Source organism: Nostoc sp. DedQUE04, assembly GCF_034530995.1.
Lineage (GTDB): Bacteria > Cyanobacteriota > Cyanobacteriia > Cyanobacteriales > Nostocaceae > Nostoc.
Map to the genome: position 1 here is coordinate 73,973 of NZ_JAVRCA010000004.1, position 18,484 is coordinate 92,456.

Annotated in this window: 13 protein-coding genes; all 13 read right to left on the bottom strand. The window is 41.6% G+C overall.

What is annotated here, in order from left to right; all coding sequences use genetic code 11:
* Positions 1-72: 72 nt before the first annotated feature.
* The 13 genes from RM049_RS04040 to RM049_RS04100 all read right to left on the bottom strand — a co-directional run bounded on the left by RM049_RS04040 (position 73) and on the right by RM049_RS04100 (position 18,484).
* Positions 73-2,733 (bottom strand): S-layer family protein, encoded by a 2,661-nt coding sequence (locus RM049_RS04040; protein WP_322703253.1) that lies wholly within the window; start codon positions 2,731-2,733, stop codon positions 73-75.
* 66 nt (positions 2,734-2,799) lie between these two features.
* On the bottom strand, positions 2,800-5,295 hold the full coding sequence (locus RM049_RS04045; protein ID WP_322703254.1) for an S-layer family protein: 2,496 nt from the start codon (positions 5,293-5,295) through the stop codon (positions 2,800-2,802).
* Positions 5,296-5,436: 141 nt separating this feature from the next.
* On the bottom strand, positions 5,437-7,887 hold the full coding sequence (locus tag RM049_RS04050) for a filamentous hemagglutinin N-terminal domain-containing protein (protein ID WP_416212610.1): 2,451 nt from the start codon (positions 7,885-7,887) through the stop codon (positions 5,437-5,439).
* Between the two features lie 67 nt (positions 7,888-7,954).
* Positions 7,955-9,736, bottom strand: a complete 1,782-nt coding sequence (locus RM049_RS04055; protein ID WP_322703255.1) for a ShlB/FhaC/HecB family hemolysin secretion/activation protein — start codon at positions 9,734-9,736, stop codon at positions 7,955-7,957.
* 397 nt (positions 9,737-10,133) lie between these two features.
* On the bottom strand, positions 10,134-10,301 hold the full coding sequence (locus tag RM049_RS04060) for a CopG family transcriptional regulator (protein ID WP_322662451.1): 168 nt from the start codon (positions 10,299-10,301) through the stop codon (positions 10,134-10,136).
* Between the two features lie 401 nt (positions 10,302-10,702).
* Entirely contained in the window at positions 10,703-12,052 is a 1,350-nt protein-coding gene (locus RM049_RS04065; RefSeq protein WP_322703256.1) for a DUF4910 domain-containing protein, read from the bottom strand.
* 14 nt (positions 12,053-12,066) lie between these two features.
* A complete protein-coding gene (locus RM049_RS04070; RefSeq protein ID WP_322703257.1) occupies positions 12,067-13,005 on the bottom strand; it encodes an NAD(P)-dependent oxidoreductase in 939 nt (312 codons plus the stop codon).
* A gap of 35 nt (positions 13,006-13,040) precedes the next feature.
* A complete protein-coding gene (locus tag RM049_RS04075) occupies positions 13,041-13,925 on the bottom strand; it encodes a hypothetical protein (protein ID WP_322703258.1) in 885 nt (294 codons plus the stop codon).
* A 157-nt stretch (positions 13,926-14,082) separates the two neighbouring features.
* On the bottom strand, positions 14,083-14,649 hold the full coding sequence (gene rfbC / locus RM049_RS04080; protein ID WP_322703259.1) for a dTDP-4-dehydrorhamnose 3,5-epimerase: 567 nt from the start codon (positions 14,647-14,649) through the stop codon (positions 14,083-14,085).
* A gap of 45 nt (positions 14,650-14,694) precedes the next feature.
* Complete coding sequence (locus tag RM049_RS04085; RefSeq protein ID WP_322703260.1) at positions 14,695-15,348, bottom strand: PIG-L deacetylase family protein; 654 nt, start codon at positions 15,346-15,348, stop codon at positions 14,695-14,697.
* Complete coding sequence (locus tag RM049_RS04090; RefSeq protein ID WP_322670013.1) at positions 15,345-16,142, bottom strand: sugar phosphate nucleotidyltransferase; 798 nt, start codon at positions 16,140-16,142, stop codon at positions 15,345-15,347. The genes RM049_RS04085 and RM049_RS04090 overlap by 4 nt, the downstream gene beginning before the upstream one ends.
* A 37-nt stretch (positions 16,143-16,179) precedes the next feature.
* Positions 16,180-17,445: a class I SAM-dependent methyltransferase gene (locus tag RM049_RS04095; protein WP_322703261.1), complete on the bottom strand. Its 1,266-nt coding sequence runs from the start codon at positions 17,443-17,445 to the stop codon at positions 16,180-16,182.
* A gap of 10 nt (positions 17,446-17,455) precedes the next feature.
* Positions 17,456-18,484, bottom strand: coding sequence for an SDR family oxidoreductase (locus tag RM049_RS04100; RefSeq protein WP_322689502.1), 1,029 nt, complete (start codon positions 18,482-18,484; stop codon positions 17,456-17,458).

Sequence of the window (18,484 nt, forward strand, 5' to 3'; positions counted from 1 at the left end):
ACCTAACAAAGTTTTAGAACCTATTTGTTTTAACTAATAAATTACGGTTGTATGGTGAACTCTTAGGACTGATTAATTTGGCATTGCAGCACAGGTTAAAGATGGTTGTATATACGCTGGTTGAACTGCAATTAACTCAATTTTACCGTCAGCGTTGCGCTGCCAAGTTGTAGCTTCAACGAGAACCTTTAAGTATGCTGGAATCTGGGCATTTCTCTCACCCGTTTTGCGGTAAGCAGATAAATCTCGTATATCATCCCAGGTTCGTAGGCGTGGCCCATCGTAGACATCACTCGTCACCTGATTAGGATTTTGCGGCACACCACCCCGTCCCGTTGCCACAAAGCGGCTGCCTTCACTGCCCGCGCAGCCTGTCGCAATTTGCTGGGATGGATCGGTGACATTTGCTGGTAGTTCGACTAAGCCGGAATTTGGATCGATACCAATAGTATTAACTTGAACAATGCCACTCACTCCAAATTGGGAACTGGCGGTGATGTCGCTTTCTGGGGTGAGTTGAGGACGGAATTTCAGCCCAAAGATGCCTTGGGTGGTGATTTGAATATTTCCACCGCTTCCGAGTACCGCATTGGCAACGATATCGCTATCTTCGTCAGGAACGGCAATAATAGCTCCAGCAGTAATATCAATGTTACCTCCGGTAGAAGTACCAGTGGCATTAGTTGTAATATTACTGCCACGACGTAACAGCAAAACATCATTTGCTTGGAGGTGAATGTTACCTTGACTGCCTCCTTTGACTTCCGATCGCAGACTGGCTTTATTGTCGAGGAAAATATTATTGGCTGTAATATTCAAATTACCTGCATCTCCGCCTCCTGTATTGCTCACGGTCACTTCCGCAGCATTGCGTATGTTAACTGTATCAGATGTAATTTTTATCGTTCCGGCGTTAAAATTAGTTGTCGAAGATGCTGCGATCGCACTGGGCACAATTTGACCGTTAGTTAAAGGTTGAGACATACCCTGGATATCAATGTTTTTAACTTGTAAGTTAATATTGCCCGCATTTGCCTGACCCTGGCTGGAAGAGGTGATCTGTCCTCCATTAAAAAGCCGTAGGTTGTCAGCAGTTAAGGCGATATTTCCACCTGAACCTACTGAATTATCACCCACGGAAACAGTAATGCCACCAGGTAATTTGCTGATAACATCAATTACTGGATCGCTAACTGCTACCTCTTGCGCGTGAATGGTGATATTTCCCGCTTTCCCTTTTCCTGATAAAGTACTGCGGATAGACCCGCCATTAAAGAGATGCAAACGTCCAACATCGATTGAGATATTTCCCGCGTCTCCTTCTGTTTGACCAATTCTCGTACCCACTCCAGACAGTAGTAGAGAGGGTGTGTATCCTGAGATATCAAGGCTCTCAGTTGCTCGGATTGAGATATTTCCAGCCTTGCCCGTGGGAGGAGAGATACCGTTAAAGGGTATCAAAGATGTACTGACGATTCCACCATCTTGCAGCCGCATTCGATTTGTTTCGATGGAAATATTTCCACTCTGATTGTTCTTGCCACCAAAGAGAGTGGTGGTAATCGAGGTGGGGATTTGAATAAATGGATTAGAACCTACCACCTCTACATCTGAAGCCCGAACAGTTATATCTCCCGATCGAGAATTGTTGCCATTAGAAAAGGACTGAAGCCAAGCTCCATTTGCTAACTTTAAGCGTCCTGTCTCTACTGTTACATCTCCAGCTCGTCCAGTTGCTGGAGGCCCAAAAAAGGTACCTAAAGAAGTTCCAATGCCAGGATTAATTTGTCCTGGGAGAGAAACACCCAGCAGATCAACAAAGTCTGTGGTGTTGACAGTAATTCCCTTACCTTGCCCAGCAAAGGTAGTAGAACTAATATTTGATCCATCCTGCACCGTCAACCCACGTCCACGGATGTTAATTGCACCCCCGTTAATTCCACTTGCATCAACCAATGAAGCTTTTTGTAACGTAATTGTGCCCCAATTTGTTGTAGCCACAGGACTCGTCAGTTGCCATTGAGCTTGATTTTCCATTTTAATCCCAGCATTCTGCACAGCCCATAGTTCGATATGTCCATTTGGTGCCGTCAGTTTTGCCCCTGTCATGTCGATTTGACTACCAACTAACGTTAGTGTTTGTCCGGTTTTAACTCGCAAGTCTGCCCCTTGAACTTGTATCGCTCCAGCATTTGCCCCAAGTTGCAAACCTATAGGTACACTTATAGTCAGCAAAGGAGTACCCGAAGCATTTACAGCACTAAATTCCGTCCCATCGGCAAACTTAATACTATTCGCCGTCGTCCCCACAAAGGAGCCACCAATATTCAAGCGGGCATTTGCCCCAAACACAATCCCCGCAGGATTCATCAAAAACAAACTTACCGGGTTACTACTATTAAGCGTGCTAATTAACCCATCAATATTGGAAACATTTCCACCTGTAACCCGACTGAATATAGTTGTAATATTTGGTGTGTTAATTAAATCAAATCTGGCTGAACCACCTGTAGGTACAGAGAAATTATTGAAGCTGTGAAATAAATTATTATCTTTTGCACTCCCATTCAGAATTGTGAAATTATTACCATTTGAGTTAATAATGGTGTTCGTTGTACCGTCGGATGTCACCTGTGCGTTGGCGGAGCCACTCCAAGGGAGTATTGCCTTTAGCATTATCTCTGGAGTGAATAACCCAGTTATTAATATCAATAGAAAGGGTACGGCTCTCATCACAAAAAACTTCCTTAACCTGATTTCAAGTTAGTGTTCCCCTTTAGAGCATTATTTATAACATCATTAACTTTTAGGAACAGCAGCACAGGTTAATGGTTGTTGCGCCTGAGTAGGAGATTTATCTGTAATTAACTCAATTTTTCCTTGTGTATTACGTCGCCAACCTGTAGCCTGGACAATAACTGCCTCTTTTGTGCGTATTTGGGCTATCACTTCGCCAGTTTTGCGGTAAGCAGATAAATCTCGTATATCATCCCAGGTACGTAGGCGTGGCCCATCGTAGACATCACTCGTCACCTGATTAGGATTTTGCGGCACACCACCTCGTCCCGTTGCCACAAAGCGGCTGCCTTCACTGCCCGCGCAGCCTGTAGTAATTTGCTGGGATCGATCGGTGACATTTGCAGGCAATTCGACTAAACCCGAATTTGGATCGATACCGATAGTATTAACTTGAACCGTGCCACTTACCCCAAATTGGGAACTGGCAGTAATATCACTATCAGGAGTGAGTTGGTTGCGGAACTTCAGCCCAAAGATGCCTTGAGTAGTGATTTGGATATTACCACCTCTGCCTTGCACTGCATTAGCAATAATGTCGCTGTTTTTTAAGCCGACGATGATGGGTGCATTGATGTTTATATTACCTCCATTCCCCGATCCGCCAGCTGTTGAGGTTATCTGGCTATTGTCTTGCAGAAGTAACAGGTTTTTAGCGGACAATTTAATATTGCCACCATTACCGGATTCTGTTTGTGCTTGAATAAACCCTTGATTTTTTAATTGGATGCTGGCTGCATTGATGTTAATATTGCCACTATTTCCACTGCCTTGACTGGTGACACTGACTGTCCCGCCATTCGTCAGCGTTAAGTTCGGTGTGGTAATGCTCACAGTGCCAGCATTCGCTGTTAATATATCTGGTAGACCAAATCGTTTCCGCAATGACGGATCGGGTCGGATGGTAGAGGCGTTAATGGTGCTATTAGTTGCCCGACCTTGACCACTGATGACGATCGCTTCAGTAGCATCGATCCTCAAATCTCCCCCATTACCTGCAAAAAATGCGGTAGTCGCAACTGCTCCCCCATCCAAAATTTGCAATTTCGCAGTATTCAGGGTCAAGGTTTTGGCACTTCCGGTTGCAAATGTAGTTGAGCTAATGTTGCTGTAAAGTCCAGAGGGACTTTCTCCCATCACCGTGGTGTTGGTGTTGCGAATCGTCACTTTACCGCTAGAACCACTGCCAAAGGTAGCCGAAGATAGTGAGGCACCGCTTGATACTAGTAGACTATTACTATTGACGAAAACATCACCAGCATTCCCAGTGCCTAGTGTAGTAGTGTTGAGTATGGTGACGTCAGCAGGATTATTGGGTGAAAAGCCAGACAGTTCAATGGCGGTTGCATCAATATAAATATTGCCACTCGGAGCTGCTCCATAAGTTGTACTATTCAACCCCGCTCCTGACTTGATAGTGAGGTTGGGAGTAATAACGCTGATATTCCCACTAGCTCCTATACCAAAAGCATTACTACGCACTCCGCTCTGAATTGTGCCATCAGCTGTTTTGGCAATCAGATTAATGGACTCTGTGGCCTGAAGGCGAATATCACCACCGGGGAGATTGCCAAAATTTTGCGCCAGTACCAGAGAGCCATCGGTGAATTGAATTTGCCTACCCTGAATTTGAACGGAACCTGCATTCACACCGCTGATATCTAAGAGCGATCGCTGTGCCAATTGAATATCCCCAAAGCTTTGTACATCGCCATATCCCAGTGTATAACCCTGTGCGGTTGGTATCAGGTTTACCAATGCTGTACCGTTTACACTACCCAATTCCACTCGCCCTCTTTCAGCGATCAGGTTTGCCCCATTTAGATTTATGTCGCCACCCACTAAGGCTAGGGTGTTTCCTGGCTGTACCCGCAGTTTTGTAGAACTGAGAGTCTGAATCGGCGGAAGCAGAGCCAACCCACTGACATTCCTCAAAGTATGTCCTGTACCTTGAATGTTGATAGGTGCAGGATTGTTACCCAGTTGCAAGCCAATGGGAACATTGATACTCAACAACGGGGTAGCTTGGAAATTAATTGCGCTAAACTCAGCGCCATCGGCAAATTTAATACTGCTGGCAGTGCTACCAATAAACGAACCCCCAATGTTTAGTTGGGCATTGGCTCCAAAGATGATTCCACTAGGGTTGATCAAGAAGAGACTAACGGGGTTGTTGCCGTTAATCGTCTGAATCAAGCCATCAATGTTAGAGATATTACCGCCAGTAACACGGCTGAAGATGGTAGAAATGTTGGGCGTGTTCGTTAAATCAAAAGTAGCCGAACCGCCAGTGGGAACCGAAAACTTCTGGAAACTGTGAAATAAGTTACTTTTGGCGGCACTACCGTTAGTAATGGTAAAGTTATTACCGCTTTGGGAAACAGTAGTATTAAGGGTGCCATCAGGAGTTAGCTGGGCACTCACGGAGGTACACCAAAGGAGCATCCCACCTGTTAGCATTATATCGATCAAACCCCAGCAAACAGAGGGTGCTTTCATCGCTCACTTTCTATCAATACTTAATATATATAGGGTTCCCTAAACGGTATTGTGTTTGAACAGCATCTAAAGTTTTAGTAGTCATCTTGGTGTAGCTTTCTGAAAACGAAACTTGCCGCAGGCATTGCAATTGCTGGAACTTTAGTTCGTTGCACCACAGGTTAAATTTGGTTGTACATAGGTTGGTTGAGCCGCTATTAACTCAATTTTGCCTTGGGTGTTGCGATGCCAGGAAGTAGCTTGGACAAGAACTTCTGAAGATTGAGACATTTGTGCTGTGACTGCGCCAGTTTTGCGGTATTCAGAGATATCACGGACATCAGACCAAGTGTTTAGGTGTAGCCCGTCGTAGACATCGCTCGTCACATCTTGATTGGGATTTTGCGGCACACCACCCCGTCCCGTTGCCACAAATCGACTGCCTTGGTTTGCAGAACAACCACTGGCTATTTGTTGCGATGGATCGGTTACATTGGTTGGTAGTTGAACTAACCCAGAGTTTGGATCGACACCAATGTTATTGATTTGAACAGTACCGCTAACCCCAAATTCCGAACTAGCGGTAATGTCATTTTCGGGAGTGAGTTGGGGACGGAACTTGAGTCCGATAATCCCTTGGGTTGCGATTTGAATATTGCCACCCTTTCCTTTCACAGCATTGGCAATAATGTCACTATTTTCTAAACCCACAATGTTGGGAGCATTAATCGTAATATTGCCACCATTACCACTGCTACCTGCTTCTGCACTGATAAAGCTGCCATGACGCATCAGTAGTAGATTCCGCAGTTGTAAATTAGTGTTACCGCCACCGCCTGCTTTTGTGGATGCTGAAATACTGGCCCCATTGTCGAGTCGTAAGGTGTTCGCCTGAATGTTTAGAGTACCAGCTTTACCAAAGCCAAGGTTTTGGACAAAAACTGTTGCACCATTACTGATGTTAAGAAGTGGGGTGTTAATCGTGGTGTTACCTGAAGTAGCATTAGAAACTCCAAAAACAGGACGAACAGCAGTACCAATATAGCTGGGATTTGCTGCATCTTTGACACCATTCACATCAATCGATTCAGACGCATTGATAGTCAGTGAACCCGCATTTCCTAAAACTATGCTAGAAGCTGACACTCTGCCGCCAGCTTGAACCGACAGCTTGCGGGTATCGATTTTCAAATCCCCTGCATTACCAAATCCGAATGTGGCAGTAGACAGCAAACTAAAATAAAAACCCTTTGGCGCTCCCTCATTTGTCACTTGAATTGTATCTGCCTTGACGATGAGATCGCCGCCATTGCCTGAAGCGTAGGGTCTTGCTGCTATATTGCCGCCAGCTAAAACAGACAGGTTTTGAGTAGAGATGTCAACATTTCCACCTTTCCCAGCTCCATAGGAAGCAGCTAATATCTGGCTGACTGCTCGAAAAGGAGAAGGATCGCCAAATGCAAAACCATTCACCCGCATTTCCTCAGTATTTATTGCAATATTGCCACCCGATGCTGTACTAAAGGTACGGTTTAAGATATACCCACCCCCGTCAATATTCAACTGTGGGGTGGTAACGATAATATTGCCTGCCGCACCTGGGGATATAGTTTCATTAATTAAACTGCTGGAACTTTTAAAATCAGGAGACTTGCCGATCATCTGGAGGGACTGGGTGGCATTGATGGCAATATCACCAGCAGTTTGATTGCTGCGATTTTGCACTAATATCAGTGAACCATCTCGGATGCTGACCTGTTTACCCTGAATTTGGATGGCTCCTCCCCTTTGCCCACTGAGGTCGCGTGTAGATGCTAAAGCTCGTTGAGTTATCTGAATATCGCCAAAACTCGAAGCATTAGGATAACTCAGCTTAAATCCTTCAGGGATGGAATTGAGGGCGACGCTTCCGTTAGTGATGCTACCCAGTTCTATTTGCCCTCCTGGTGCAGAGAGCAATCCTCCATCTAAAGCAACATTCCCACCCAGCAATGCCAGCGTCTTTCCAGATTGCAACTGTAATCCTCTCGTACCGAGGTTTAATCCAGAAACCTGAAGTGAGTCGCCTAATTGGGCATTGTGTCCTGACCCTTGAACAGCAATTGCACCTGGATTACTACCAAATTGCAAACCAATGGGAACATTCATGCTCAACAATGGAGCATTTTGGGGACTAATTGCGCTAAATTCAGCACCATCGCTAAATTTAATGCTCTGGGCAGTTGTCCCAACAAAGGAGCCGCCAATATTCAGTTGGGCATTCGCACCAAAAATAATCCCACTGGGATTGAGCAAAAACAGATTAGCGCTACCATTGGCTTTAATTAAACCATCAATGTTGGAAACACCGCCTCCAGTGACGCGACTGAAGATGTTTTGTACATCTGCGGCATTGTTGAAAAAAGCCGAGCCGTTGCTAGGAACTGAAAATTGGCTGAAGCTGTGGAATAAATTGTTGCCAACTCGATTACCGTTGATGATGGTAAAATTATCACCACTTTGAGAGACGTTAGTATTCAATGTGCTATCAGGAATTACTTGGGCACTCACAGGCATTACCATCAACGGCACTATTCCACCGCACAGAACCAACCAAATAGAGTTCGTTGTCATTGCCAAGCCTTTATTTATACCTTGCATTTTAGGTTGCCCCAAACGGTATAGTTTTGAAACGATCGCCTTAAAACGGCGAATAGCGTACCGAAAAGTACAATCCATTTTCCTGGAGCGATCGCTTATCACCCTCCACCGAGATCAGGGGAATGCCCCAATCTAAGCGAACCGATAAGTCATCACCCTGTTTCCACAACAGCCCCAACCCAGTACTAACAAGGGTACTCGGTGATGGATTTTCGCCTTTGACATTCCAGCCTTTACCTACATCAATAAAGGGTGTCAGTTGCAACACTCCGCCAATTTTGGCAGCGCGGACAATTGGGACTCGAAATTCTGCCGAAAATAACAGACCATTATCTGTGAGTAATGCGTCTTGGCGATACCCTCGTACACTTAGCTGTCCGCCAAGACCAAATTGCTCCAAAGGCACTAAGGAATCTGCTGCCAATTGGAAATCGCCCCTAGCTAAAAATAGAGTATCTGGTGCTAATTGTCGCACCCACTGCGCCTGTCCCCGCCACGCGAAAAAGCGGCTATCTGGTTCATTATTACTGACATTAGCATCGAACCAATCTACACCAAAACTTAATTGCGATCGCGCTGCAAATACATACTGATTACTTCGTTGAGTATATTCTTGAAAAAAGCGCAGAGCCGAAATATTGGTTTTTCCATTCGCATCCGCACCTGGAGAGAGTCGAAACGGCCCAATGTTATCAATACCCAACTCAGTTTGGCTTTCCTGGCGCGAAAATGATAACCCGATCGCTAACTCTTGAGTTGGTTTTTGCAGCAGTGGTTGCCGATAGCTCAATTCGTAAGAGCGAGTATTTGACTGGATATCAAGGACACTGAACGGTTTTTCAATCACGTGGTTCCATCCCTGGCTAAAACCGAAGGATACAGTCCCATTGTGGGCATTAATCGGCAGGGTGTAATTGGCATTGATTGTATTACTGCCATCGGTATTGGCGTATCCCACGCTCAGGGTATCGCCCAAACCCAATAAATTGGCTTCTTGCAGATCCACTCCCCGGCGAAAACTGCCGACACTTGGCGATCGCCCATTATCCAGGCTTGCTGTCAGCTTAAAAGTTTCTGCTTCTTCAACCTCCACTTGCAATACATTGGTTCCCGGTTGCACGCCCGTCTGTAACTCGGCTGACAGGTTTTGAATCCGCGGATCGAGGCGGAGTAGTTGCAGCTTTTCTATTAAACGTGGTATATTTAGGGGTTTGCCTGCACCAAGTTTGATGCGATCGCGAATGTATTGAGTGTGTAATCGCCTATTACCGATAATCTTAATTTCTTGCAAACTACCCTCAATCACCTGGATTTTGATTGTCCCAGCTTCTATTGTCTGTGGTGTAATCAATGCGCCTGTGGTGACATAGCCGTTATCAGTGTAAAGCTTGGTGATGGCATCTTTAACTTGCAACAACTCTGCAAATGTCAGTTCCCGTCCCACAAAAGGATTTGTGACAGCGGCAAACTGTTCTGCTTTGAAAACTGTGCTGCCCAAAACTTCAATGCGATCGACCCGAAATTTGGTATTAGGGTCATTCTGCTCCAGAATTGGCTGATTCTGTAGTTTTAGAGATGGAAGCAATTGATTCTCGTCTGGTGGCTTGGGTAGCACATCCGACGGTAACGGAGTGTCAGGAATATCATCTAACCGACTTGGGGGTAATGTCTGAGGTTCAGGAGTTTGGGCGATTGCATTTTGATAGTTGCACAATATTGGGGCGATCGCAAAGCTGAGTGTTATAAATCCAGCAACAATCCTCAGTTTGCCCAAGGACTTGCTTACCTTTGGCTGATTTATAACCAAGGTTTTTCTAAGCATTATTTGTAACTAAATAAATTAGGGATTAAATTCTTAATACTTTGGAAAGTATAAGTAAATAAGTGGTAAGTACCATATCTAACTTAAATTTGTTCTGGAAAGATCAGTAATATTACTAGTTGTCAAAAAATAGCTCAGGAGCAGAGCCAGATACAAGAAGGGTATTCTGCTAATTTGATATTTTTAATTATGCAAGTGTATCAAAATGATTGCACGATATCCAAAGCAAAAATCAGAGCGAAGATTTCCTCGGCTCTGAACTTTGTAAGAGAGTATTCTTATTTAAATTCCCTAACTTTACTTATAGGGATTCACTGTTAGCTGATAACTGTTAAGCAGCATATTTCACTGACAAATTAAAATGTACTTATTCTGTTTCACTTTTTTGCAGTTTAATTCATGAGCTTTCAGAGGCTTTTTCATCTTTAGGATAAAGAGAGCGAATTAACTCCCGAATTACATCAGTTGCTGGTCTGCCTGTCGTTGAACAGTATTGTTCAAGCTTCTGTGCCTCGCCTGATGTGAGATTGATTGTAAGTCGTTTAACAGCCCATTTTTTATTCATGTACTAGATAAGGTATGTTTTTGAAACTACTTCTCTAATATCAATCATCTAAACTGCTCTTACAATGGTATAAGTAATGACATTTAGTTCAAGTAATCATGAAGTTAAATAGGATATTTTTCCCAGCAATAGCGAAAATATGAAGTATATTCTAGATTATAAAGTTAAGCTACTTTCTAGGCAGTAATTATAAATAGGATGTAAAAATAATATTAAATATATGAATACAAAATAAGTATTCTCACAGAACGTTTAAACGCAGAGGGACACAGAGTATAGCGCAAAGGAGCGCAAAGTAAGTTTTGAGTCTATTGGCTACGAACTCAGGGTTAGCTGTGCTTAGTTGGTTTTAATTGTTAACATTGATTCTGACCGGAGGCGGAGCGTCTCCGGCTTTGCTCCTAAATTATGACTTCTGAATTCTTCTTCAATAAGTCATGTGTTGATAATGTATCGGCAGCAGATTTAATTACATCAAATGACATTCCCGACTTTTCTGCAATATCTAATAGAGTATGCTGACCGTCAGATAAATTTAAAACCCACAGGATTGCCATTTCATTTAGTCCGCTATCTTTATTACCACCAACTGCTCGATATATTCCTCTTTTACCTAACTGTGGCTCACATTTAGGATTTTGGTTGTAGTAGATTTCGTTATTGTTGAGGATATGCAACATTGAATGACATTGAAAGAATGACTCGGCTAGATATTGGGGTTGAACGAAATTTAAATCGTCTGCTGAGGTATGGTATTCAGGAAAACTACCATGAGGCGATCGCATGAAGCAACCTACAGCTAAATTAAATCCTGGCGAGCAATATTGTCGCTCATCATAGCCATAGGGGAAGAAATCTATAATTTTGTGATCTTGTTTTGAGTTTTTGAGTACATAAGCAGCAACTTTATCGATTTCAGTGTCACCTCTACGGCTTTTTTTGTAGGTAAAGTTGCCTGCATCTCCTAAACAAGTTAATACCAAGCCATGTTTAATGTTATTGACTTGAGCTTCATTAAGAGCCAACCATGTAATTGAGCCAATGGTTCCGGGAATCCAGAGAAATCTGTAGGAATATCTTGATGTCGTTTGACTTAAATATCTAGCCAGAAAAGTAGCGATCGCAATTCCCGAAAGATTATCATTACATAGTGAAGGATGACAGGCATGGCAAGAAATCAAGACTTCATCAGTACTGTCTCCAGGAATATAATACTCACCATAAGTCAAATAACCTGGTTGCAGAGAAGAATCAATACATACTTCATATTCTTCATCTTTTAGTTGCAAATACTGATTGTGAGTCAGGCAAAAACCCCAACTTTCCTTGTAATATGAAGTTCGGTAAGGAATCCAATTAGGATAATCGGCAAGTGTAAATAGATGCGATTTAAGTTCTTGAAGAGATATTTTTTGATGTATAGGAATACTATAGTTAACAACGTGCAAATTTGAATTAGTAAAATCTACAATCTTTTCACTTTGAGAGTTTTTAATATAGGCATCTTTAATATTCCACTCATTAGGAACTGTCCAATCAAATACCTCTGTTCCTGTTGGCACTTCATGAACTGACAAAGGAATGTACTGCTGGATAATTTTTAAAGTTTCTCTAAAACCATCACCTGTAATACTACGGCAAATGGGATATAAATCAGAAATTAGTTGGTAAATTTCTAGACTGATATCCTTTAAATTAAAAGAGGTTTTTGGATCAACTAAATTAATATTCTGAAGTCTATCTGCAACCATAAGTAGAATCCTTGTTAACTGGTGTATTTAATCTCTTGTTGATGTTTTGTATACCAATTTACAGTCAATTCTAAGCCCTTCTTTAGAGGAATTGAAGGTTGCCAACCCAGTTTATCGTATGTATAAGCGGTATCAGCTACTCTTATTCTTTCCATCGGTCGCTCAGGTAAAGCACCAAATAGAGGCTGGATTTGAGGGTTAACCAGATTAACAAGCTGGGACACAACTGCATGAATGGGTACTAGTTCTCCCGAACCTAAGTCAAATGTACAACCCTCTACACTAGGAACTTGTGTTACAGCCAGAAGTCCTGCAATTACGTCATCGATATAAATCCAATCAACTTGACGCTTTCCACTACTAAGTTTTGGAGCTTGCCCTTGCAACAAGGAAAGAATAACAGAAGGAATTATTTTATACACATTTTGTCCTGGCCCATAGGTCATAAAGGGTCTAACAAGAACTACAGGTGTCTGATAGAGTCGATGGAACATCCGACCATAAGTACTACTAGCAAATTTAGCAATAGCGTAAGGAGAAGAAGGAACTACTTCAGGACGATCTTGTTCTGGTTCCTCTAAAGAAGCTATTAACACAATGCGACTACAGCCAATTTCGGCAGCTACCGTCAACAAGTTAATAGTACTAGTCAGTAAACTGTGAAAGGTAGGCAATATGAACTCTAGATTAGGAACTGCTGTCACAAGACCGGATAAATGGAAGATCAGGTCAGGTTTAATGCTGTGGAAAAGGTTTTGAACAAACTTAATGTCTTCCATGTCACCGTGCCACCATCGCAAGCAGCTGATATCAGAAGTATGAAAACTGCGAGAAACAGCATGTACTTCTGCACCATTCTGGCATAAATGACGGACTAAATGAGATCCTAGAAATCCGCTAGCACCTGTAATTAGTATTGTTTGTCCAGACAATTTTTCAACAGAGTTCACCATTTATACAGACTGGAGTTGGGAAAACAAAAGTTATTCTACAAGAGATTGTTTGTTGTAGACAACAACAATGTGTCAGTAATCGGATAGAAGTCAGTGCCTCGTAAGAAGTCGCCTAAAGAAGTTCCTGTACAAGCTGAATCAATATTTGGCGCACCCTTTTGAGCTATGACATCATCAAAATGTACAGTTCTAAAGTCAATACTAAAACGGGTATAGCCTGATGTGTTGGGAATAGTGGAGTGCATCTGCGCTCCTGAAAAGAGAATCATGCCACCGACTTGTGTAATTAACCGCAATTGCGGCTCCATTTCTAAAGTTTCTTCTGCATGGGGTTGCTTGCGCGTATCTGTTTTAATATGCTGTGCCGCATTTTTGCGACTTTCTTTAGTCCACTGAGCGTAGTCATAATCCCTTGAGGTATTCTTAACTGGTTGACTCCAGTAGCGGGGATGGAATGCCATCGCATTCTCTGGGGTAATATCGTAGACGGGAATCCACCAGTTGATCTGGCACTGAGGAGCAGAGTACCAGGTGTCACGATGAGGATGGAAAGCGTAAGCAATGCCAGCAGTCAGATAGCGATCGCTGGTTGCTGTTCTCAGGCGAGGTACATCGAAATAGGTTTTGTTTAAGTCACATCCACTTTCTTTCAAGATGCCTTGAATGAGTTGTTTAGATTCAGGGTGATGGATAAAAGCTGGCTTGAGTTGTGCTAAAATCTCAACGTATTTCTCTACAGGCAAGCTATGTTGTGCATCTCTTGGATCTAAAGGGGCAAATGCTTCTTCAACCATGCCACGAGCAAAATCGCATAGAGCGATCGCACTGGCGCAAGGAGAAAAGACAAACACTTGTCCATCATAAAGATGCTTGCGTCTGATTTCATCACTAAAAATCGAATCAAAATAAATTGTACTCACTTCGCCCTCATTTGCTGTAACAAAGTTTGAACACAGTATTAAGTATGAAAATCAAAATTTAATTTTTCAAATTTTGATTTTCTGTGTCTGTGCGCCTCTGTGCGTTCCTAATCCTATATTTACTCAGCAACTATATATTTTTAAATTGCTCTTACTCTTAAAAGTCTGACATTACCGTAGGGGTTACAATTTCTTTCGATTCAAATAAACTCCAAGCCCGATCTTTATCCGAAATTTCAGTCACAGATAGAGGCCATTCAATACCAAAAGCTGGGTCATCATAGCGATATCCACCAGCATATTCTGGTGCATAAAAGTCACCCATTTGATACATCACCTCCGTCTCATCGCTGAGAGTTTGAAAACCGTGAGCACACCTATCTGGGATATAGAGAGCAAGACGATTTTCAGCAGTTAACTCTATACCAATATGAGATAAATAGCTAGGAGAATCTGGACGCAAATCGATAATTACATCATAAATAGCTCCCCTGATACAACGCACCAATTTTGTTTCCTGAGAAGGAGGTATTTGATAATGCATACCCCGCAACGTTCCTTTTTTATAGTTAAAAGATAAATTGCATTGGGCAATAGTAGGTTTTAAGCCACGATCTTGAAATTCCTGAGTACAGAAACTCCGAGCAAAAAAGCCGCGACTATCTTGGTGCAGTTCTAAATCAACAATAAATGCTTCTTTTATTTTAGTTTCAGTGAAAATCATAAATATTACAAATTATGAAAAGAAATTAAAATTCTTTCTAATTTTTTAGAAAAACATTTTTCGACAGTAAAATGCTTCAGCATATTTACTCGGTGAATTTGATTCAATCCCACGAATTCTGAGAATTGCACGAAAAGTCTCTTCTGTAAACCACTGCTTATTATTTTGGGTAGCAAACGCATCCAAAATATATTGAATTTTTCGATGGCAGAGTGTTTCATTTAAATGAACAAAGAAATTAGGAATACCCAAATCACCGTCATATTTGGGTATTTCATATTCTAAAATTAAATGATTTCTAAAGGTATTCCAAGTCAAGTCAGAAATTAAGCGGTGATCTTGGTGGCGATCGTCTCGATGATGAGTAAAGATTATATCTGGTGAAAATTCCTGCTTCAACTGTTCAAAGCACTCCTTCACCTCTATCCCTTCAAAAGGCAAAAAGCCATCTCGAAAATTCTTAATGATAATTTTCTTGACCGGGATTCCTTTTAAGAAGAGATTAGCACTTATGGTTGCTTCCTGCGCTCTTTGCTCGTTGGAACTAAAGACAACCCAATAGATAACAACATCTTGGTAATTTTCTATTAGCTTTAAGATTGTGCCTCCACAACCAATCTCGATATCATCGCAATGAGAACCTAGACAAAGAATTTTGTACTCAGATTCTTCTGTCTTGTTCAAGGTAAGTTGGATCATAGATGGCTAACTTCTAGTTGTTCATCTCCCCATACTTCCCAAGGTCTTTCGCCTTGAGCATACATATCATCTAACTGTTGCTTCTCTTTAAACGTATCCATTACCCCGAAAAAGCCAGTGTATCGATACGCAAAAAGTTCTTTTTTGGCAATCAGTCTTTGAAAAGGTTCAAGAACAAGTTCTTCGCCACGATTAATATAGTTAAAAATCTCTTTTTTAAAGATAAAATATCCTCCATTAATCCAAATATCACGTTGCTTGACCTCATTGATATCCTTTACCAAACCATCCTCATCCATATCAACTAGGTGAAAACTTTGGCTAGGTCTAACACACAAAAAACTACCAATTTTATCACGCTCATAAAAATGATTAATATACGTTGGCAGATGCAAGTCTGTCAAACCGTCACTATAGTTAGCTAAAAATACTTCTTCTCCTTCTAGATACTTTTCTACTGCCTTGAATCTTTGTCCAATATTGGCAGTTAACCCTGTATCTACAAATGTGATATTCCAGTCTTGAATATCCCGATTAAACAACTGAATGTTGCTGCCATTGGAAAGGCTAAAGTTATTAGAAAGCCATTCATTGTAATTCAAAAAATAGCTTTTAATTAGGTCAGCTTTGTAACCAAGACATAAGATAAAATCTTTGTGCCCATAGTGAGCATAGTATTTCATTACGTGCCATAATATTGGTCTATAACCAATATTCACCATTGGCTTAGGAATACTTTCTGAATACTCTCTCATTCTAGTTCCTAAACCACCGCAAAATAAAACTACTTTCATGTTACTTACCTCTTTTTGATAAAAAAATATCAAATACTTAAGAGTAGATATTCACTTCAGGAATTGGTACAACAAATTGACCTCCCCAATCCCGAATATAAGCCATTTGTGCCATAATTTCATTTTTCAGATTCCAGGGCAAAATTAGTAGATAGTCAGGCTTTGTTTCGGTAATTTTGTCTGGATGAAAAATCGGAATATGAGTTCCTGGTAAAAATTGACCCTGTTTGTAAGGGTTACGGTCTACTGTATAGTCAAGAAAATCTGTGCGGATACCACAATAGTTTAAAAGAGTATTTCCCTTACCTGGAGCACCGTAACCAACAATCGATTTTCCCTCCCGCTTAACTTCGATCAAAAAATCTAATAACTTGCGTTTAGTTTCTTTAACCTGTTCTCCAAAGGAAAAATAGTATTCTAATTGCGTAAAACCAGCCGCTTCTTCTCTAGATTTCAGTTCTGATACTTGATGACTAACGGGTTTAGAAGAGTCTTCATTGTGGCGAGCATAAATTCTCAAAGAACCACCATGAGTAGTTAATTCTTCTACATCAAAAATTGTCAAACCGTGAGCAGCAAAAATCTTGTCTACGGTAAGAAAGGAAAAATAAGAGAAATGCTCGTGGTAAATAGTATCAAACTGATTTTCCTCGATTAACCGCATCAAGTGGGGAAATTCCATAGTAATTACACCATACGGTTTGAGGATAATTTTCATCCCTTTGACAAAATCATTGAGATATGGTGTGTGAGCAAGGACATTATTTCCGAGTAATAAATCTGCCTGTTTGCCTTGAGCAACCTGTTCTTGGGCTGTCTTCTGTCCAAAAAACTTGACAACTGTAGGAATACCTTTTTTAATTGCTACTTCAGCAACATTTGCTGCTGGTTCTATTCCCAGCACTGGGATATTTTTGGCAACAAAGTATTGCAGCAAGTAACCATCATTGCTAGCAATTTCTATTACTTGACTCTCCTGGTTTAATTGTAAACGTTCTACTACCAAATCAACGTATTTTTTAGCGTGTTGCAACCAGCTATCAGAGTAGGAAGAGAAATAAGCGTAGTCACTAAAAATATTTTCCGGGCTAATGTATTCTTGGAGTTGAACTAAAAAACATTCCTCACAAACATAGACATGCAGAGGATAAAATGGCTCCACTTCATTGAGTTGTTTGAGACTGCGATAGCTTTCGCAGGGAGGAGACATCCCTAAATCTACGAAGGTATGGCGCAACCCTGTTCCACAGAACAGACAGTTACCAGTTATTAGTTGATTATTTGTTGATTTTGATAAATTCATAATTTATATTTTAAACAGTCTGCCAGAAGAAATCTCGATCGATTTGCTGGGTGCGAATGAGGTATTCCAGTTGTTTCAGGCGAGTAAAACCTCTAGACTCAAATGTTCCTTTATCCATATCAATTTGCTGGAAGACATTATATAGTTGTTGAGCACCGCGTTGGGCATCCCATTCACATTTGAATCCTGGTAAATTTTGGTTAATTTTATCAAATAAAACTCGATAGCTGCGGTTGTCAGGATCGTGTTTACCAAAGCTCAATTGACAATCTGTAAAAACTTCTGCAACTATTTGAGCAATTTGTTTGACTTGATAGTTGCTATTTGTATCGCCGACATTGAAAATTTGGTTGTGAATTAGATCGCGCGGAGCTTCTAAGGTACAGATAATTGCTTTGCAGATATCCAACAGATGCACTAGGGGACGCCAAGGTGTACCGTCACTGTTCATCTTGATTTCTTTAATTGTCCATGCCCAACCGGCTAGATTGTTTAAGACAATATCAAAGCGCATTCTCGGAGAGGCTCCATAGGCTGTGGCATTTCGGAGAAAGGTGGGAGAAAAGCTATCATCAGCAAGGAGTTTCACATCCTGTTCGACAAGTGCTTTGCATTTGGCATAAGCTGTTTGGGGATTGATGGTAGACTCTTCGCTAACGTAGTCTTCAGTGGCAAAACCATAGACACTGCATGATGATGTATAGACAAAGCGTTGGATTCCTGCTGCTTTCGCCAGTTTCGCTATATGTACTGAGCCTTTGTGGTTGATATCGTAGGTGATATCAGGAGCTAACTGACCTAAAGGGTCGTTAGAGAGTTCTGCCATGTGAACTACTGCTTCTACACCTTGTAGGTCTTCTATTGTAATGTGGCGGATGTCTTTGTTGAGGGTTTTGGCAGTTAATTTGGTGCCGTTATATAGCCAACCTACTTTATAAAAGCCAGTATCCAAACCAATAACTTCATGACCTTGTTGGATCAACAGGGGAGCTAATAATGAGCCGATATAGCCTTCAGTTCCAGTTACAAGTATTTTCAT

What these genes read in the sequence shown, in the direction of transcription:
- RM049_RS04060 (WP_322662451.1), bottom strand. Translation starts at nt 10,301, where the DNA reads ATGAATAAAAAATGGGCTGTTAAACGACTTACAATCAATCTCACATCA.
- RM049_RS04090 (WP_322670013.1), bottom strand. Translation starts at nt 16,142, where the DNA reads ATGAAAGTAGTTTTATTTTGCGGTGGTTTAGGAACTAGAATGAGAGAG.
- RM049_RS04045 (WP_322703254.1), bottom strand. Translation starts at nt 5,295, where the DNA reads ATGAAAGCACCCTCTGTTTGCTGGGGTTTGATCGATATAATGCTAACA.
- RM049_RS04070 (WP_322703257.1), bottom strand. Translation starts at nt 13,005, where the DNA reads ATGGTGAACTCTGTTGAAAAATTGTCTGGACAAACAATACTAATTACA.
- RM049_RS04040 (WP_322703253.1), bottom strand. Translation starts at nt 2,733, where the DNA reads ATGAGAGCCGTACCCTTTCTATTGATATTAATAACTGGGTTATTCACT.
- rfbC (WP_322703259.1), bottom strand. Translation starts at nt 14,649, where the DNA reads ATGATTTTCACTGAAACTAAAATAAAAGAAGCATTTATTGTTGATTTA.
- RM049_RS04065 (WP_322703256.1), bottom strand. Translation starts at nt 12,052, where the DNA reads ATGGTTGCAGATAGACTTCAGAATATTAATTTAGTTGATCCAAAAACC.
- RM049_RS04100 (WP_322689502.1), bottom strand. Translation starts at nt 18,484, where the DNA reads ATGAAAATACTTGTAACTGGAACTGAAGGCTATATCGGCTCATTATTA.
- RM049_RS04055 (WP_322703255.1), bottom strand. Translation starts at nt 9,736, where the DNA reads ATGCTTAGAAAAACCTTGGTTATAAATCAGCCAAAGGTAAGCAAGTCC.
- RM049_RS04095 (WP_322703261.1), bottom strand. Translation starts at nt 17,445, where the DNA reads ATGAATTTATCAAAATCAACAAATAATCAACTAATAACTGGTAACTGT.
- RM049_RS04050 (WP_416212610.1), bottom strand. Translation starts at nt 7,887, where the DNA reads ATGACAACGAACTCTATTTGGTTGGTTCTGTGCGGTGGAATAGTGCCG.
- RM049_RS04085 (WP_322703260.1), bottom strand. Translation starts at nt 15,348, where the DNA reads ATGATCCAACTTACCTTGAACAAGACAGAAGAATCTGAGTACAAAATT.